The organism is Streptomyces sp. NPDC102283 (genome assembly GCF_044766265.1).
GTDB lineage: Bacteria > Actinomycetota > Actinomycetes > Streptomycetales > Streptomycetaceae > Streptomyces.
On record NZ_JBIWLQ010000053.1, the window covers coordinates 1 to 3,452 of the forward strand.

Annotated in this window: 3 protein-coding genes and 1 pseudogene; 2 read left to right on the forward strand and 2 right to left on the reverse strand. The window is 73.4% G+C overall.

What is annotated here, in order from left to right; translation table 11 throughout:
• Window positions 1-91: 91 nt before the first annotated feature.
• The gene (locus ACIRJT_RS38810; protein WP_403919346.1) at window positions 92-937 is read right to left on the reverse strand and encodes a hypothetical protein; all 846 of its coding nucleotides are present in this window, start codon (window positions 935-937) and stop codon (window positions 92-94) included.
• A 172-nt stretch (window positions 938-1,109) separates the two neighbouring features.
• Between ACIRJT_RS38810 and ACIRJT_RS38815 the strand changes: the two genes are divergently transcribed.
• Entirely contained in the window at window positions 1,110-1,967 is an 858-nt protein-coding gene (locus ACIRJT_RS38815; RefSeq protein WP_403919349.1) for a DUF4097 family beta strand repeat-containing protein, read from the forward strand.
• Between the two features lies 1 nt (window position 1,968).
• Complete coding sequence (locus tag ACIRJT_RS38820) at window positions 1,969-3,027, forward strand: helix-turn-helix transcriptional regulator (protein ID WP_403919352.1); 1,059 nt, start codon at window positions 1,969-1,971, stop codon at window positions 3,025-3,027.
• A gap of 161 nt (window positions 3,028-3,188) precedes the next feature.
• On the opposite strand, the pseudogene ACIRJT_RS38825 reads toward ACIRJT_RS38820, so the two are convergent.
• Window positions 3,189-3,371: pseudogene (locus ACIRJT_RS38825) on the reverse strand (Clp protease N-terminal domain-containing protein); the annotation flags it as partial.
• Between the last annotated feature and the right edge of the window lie 81 nt (window positions 3,372-3,452).

The following is a 3,452-nucleotide window of genomic DNA, read 5'->3' on the forward strand; positions in this document are numbered from 1 at the left end:
CTCGTCGGACAGGATCAACTCGGCCTTCGGCCGCCCAGTACGCGCCACAGACCAAGCCTATACATCTGAACAGAATTCCTGACTCAGAAGACTAGAAGGCTCCCGTGCCCGCCCTGGCCCGCTCGTACGCGAGTCCCAGCGCGCCCTGCGCCAGCAGCACCGCCCCGGCCGCCGCCCAGCCGCCGCTGCGGCGGTGGGCGCCCCACAGCAGGAGCGGGAGGCCTGCCGCGAGCTGGACGGCGGCGACGCCACGGGCTCGGGGGCCGCGCACCCACGGGCCGATCCTGCTGCTCTCGACCGCGTCCAGTTCGACGCGTACGGCATCGCGCCAGCCCGCCCACTCGACGCGTTCCACCCCGCGCTGCACCGCCGCGACGCTGCGCAGCCGGTCCGCGCTCTCGCCCGGTGAGAGCCCGGTCGGCAGGGTCAGCCCGGTGCGGGTGAGAACGGCGAGCAGTCCGCGCAGCCGGGCGTCCGCGTTCCCGTCCGGATCGGGGCGGGTCAGCTCCTCCAGCGCCTGTACGTCCAGCACCGGGTCGAGGCCGAGCCGGACCGCGAAGGTGCGCATGGCCTCGTCCTCGCCCACCGGGGTGCCGTCGGTCAGCCAGACGTAGCCCACGGGCTGGCGGAATCCGGCGGCGAGGGTGAATCCGGCCCGGTCGGCGTCCCACCACAGGGCGAGCACCGGCCAGGTGGAGCCGACGGCGAGCGCGGTGGCCCAGCCGCCGAGGACCCGGTCCACCGGCTCGGCATCCCGCACCTCCACGTCCCTCCGAGCGCCGTCGCTCCGCCAGGGCTTACCCTCCGGGACGAGTACGCTCCACTCCTCGCCCGCGTGGGCCAGCAGCATCTGCTCGCGCAGCAGGTGGGCGAGCGGGCGTACGGTCTCGGGGTCGGCCCGGCACAGCAGGAGGGCCCCGGTGGATGTCGCGTTCATGGCTCACACGCTAGGGCAATTTGCCCAGGTTTGATCCCTATGCGCGCGCTTTGCCTCACCAACCCCTCTTGGGCCTCCCCTGACTTCCCTTGACTTCGCCCATCCGCGATATATCGTGTTCTGGACGAGACGCGATATGTTGCGTTGCCACGCTTTCCGGGAGGTCACATCCATGCCTGTGTCGACATGGACCATCACCGAGCCGCGGAGGCTCGCCTTCGAGGATCCGGTGGCGGCCCTCCACGTGCGCATCGTCGACGGCACGGTCAACGTGGTCGGGACCGACGAGCCGGACGCCCGGCTGGAGGTCTCCGCGATCGAGGGCCCGCCGCTGATCGTGACCCAGGAGGACGGCCGGCTCACCGTGGCCTACGAGGACCTGCCCTGGCAGGACCTCCTGCGCTGGTTCGACCCCAAGGGCCGTCGCCGCAGCGCCGTGGTCACGCTCGTCGTGCCGGCCGCCTGCTCGGTCGAGGTCGGCGTGATCGGAGCCGGGGCCGTCGTCTCCGGCATCGACGGCCGCACCGAGGTCCGCGGCATCACCGGTGACTCCACGCTCGTCGGGCTGACCGGCGCGGTGCGCGGCGAGTCCGTGTCGGGCAGCCTGGAGGCCCAGAGCGTCACGGGGGATCTGCGCTTCCACTCCGTGTCCGGCGATCTGACGGTGGTCGACGGGGCGGGGACCTCGGTCCGGGCCGAGTCGGTCAGCGGCGCCATGGTGCTGGACGTCGACCCGTCCGGGAGGCCCACGGACATCCGGCTGGCCACGGTGACCGGCGAGATCGCGATCCGGCTGCCGCACCCGGCCGACGCCAGGGTCGAGGCGAACACCGCGAGCGGTGCCGTCTCCAACGCCTTCGAGGACCTGCGGGTCGGCGGGCAGTGGGGCGCGAAGAAGATCACCGGCACGCTGGGAGCCGGCACGGGGACCCTGCGGGCGACGACCGTGTCCGGTTCGATCGCCCTGTTGCGCAGGCCGCCCGCCGAGGACGACGCGTACGCCGCCGAGCCGACCGGAAAGGTTCTCTGACATGCCTCCCGTATTCGCCCACGGCCGTCTGCGGCTGTATCTCCTCAAACTCCTGGACGAGGCTCCTCGCCACGGCTACGAGGTCATCCGCCTGCTGGAGGAGCGCTTCCAGGGCCTGTACGCCCCGTCCGCCGGCACGGTCTACCCGCGGCTGGCCAAACTGGAGGCCGAGGGCCTGGTCACCCACGCCACCGAGGGCGGCCGCAAGGTCTACTCGATCACCGACGCGGGGCGCGAGGAGCTGGCGGGCCGCGGCGGCGAACTGGCCGACCTGGAGCTGGAGATCCGTGACTCGGTCTCCGAGCTGGCCGCCGAGATACGCGACGACGTACGGGGCGCGGCGGGCCGACTCCGCAGCGACATGCGGGCAGCGGCGTCGGAGTCCCGCCACGGCACGAAGACGGGGGCGGGGAGCGACCGGGCCGGAGGGACGAAGAAGGACGGACCGACGCCCCTCTTCGGCGACTTCGGCGGCCTGGGCGACCTCGGCGACCTCGGCGACAGCGAGGCGTGGCGCACGGCGAAGGAGGAGCTGCGCCGGGCCAAGCAGGAGTGGAAGGAGCAGGCCCGCCGGGCGAAGGACGAGTCCCGGCGCGCCCGCGAGGACGCCCAGCAGGCCCGCCGCCAGGCCAAGGAGGCCCAGGAGAAGGCGCGCGAGCAGATGCAGACCGCCGCCCGCCAGGTGCAGGAGCACTTCGCGCGGGGCGACTGGCCCTCCGGCGTACGCGAGGGCCTCGCGGAGATCACCGGCCAGCTCGGCGGCTTCGCCCGGTCCGGCACCTGGCCGCCGTTCGGCAGGCCCGAGCAGGACGCGGCCGCGGCGGCTCCGGCGGACCCGGCTCCCGACGACGGCTTCGACTGGGGCGGGAACGCACCGGCCACCGGCGACCCGGCGCGCGACCTGGATCGCCTGCTGGATCATTTCCGCGACGGTGTCCGGGACGCGGCCCGCGATCACGGGGTGACGGAGACCCAGCTCGCGGAGGCCCGCCGCCATCTGGGCGCGGCGGCGGCGCGGATCGAGGCGCTGCTGACGGCGGAGGACGAGGGAAGGGCCTGAGCCGGCGCGGCTCAGGCGGGACGGGGCGAGCGTCCGATGCCGGACACCCGCCCCGTCCCGCACGCTCCCGTCCCGCACCTCCCGGTTCCCCGTGCACGCCCCCGTCCCGGTAGGCGCGGCTCAGCGCCGTACGCCCCCGTCTCCCGCTCCCTACGCCCCTCTCACCCGGCCTCGGCGTGCCCCTGGCCCCCATCGGCGTCGGAGCCGTACAGCGCGCGCTGCACGGCCGCGTAGGTCGCGCCGTGCTCGGCGAGGACGTCGGCGACGACTCCGGGCTTCGCCGTGAGGGCCAGGAGCAGATGTTCCTCGCCGATGAAGCGGTCGCCGCGCCCTAGGGCCTGTCTTCAAAGGCTGTTGATGGGGCATCATATGGCGCATGGTGCGGCGACATGAGCTCTCGGATGAAGAGTGGGACGTTCTGTCGG

Bases quoted from the DNA above. Each gene is read 5' to 3' on its own strand.
- ACIRJT_RS38810 (WP_403919346.1), bottom strand. From the start codon at position 937: ATGAACGCGACATCCACCGGGGCCCTCCTGCTGTGCCGGGCCGACCCC.
- ACIRJT_RS38815 (WP_403919349.1), top strand. From the start codon at position 1,110: ATGCCTGTGTCGACATGGACCATCACCGAGCCGCGGAGGCTCGCCTTC.
- ACIRJT_RS38820 (WP_403919352.1), top strand. From the start codon at position 1,969: ATGCCTCCCGTATTCGCCCACGGCCGTCTGCGGCTGTATCTCCTCAAA.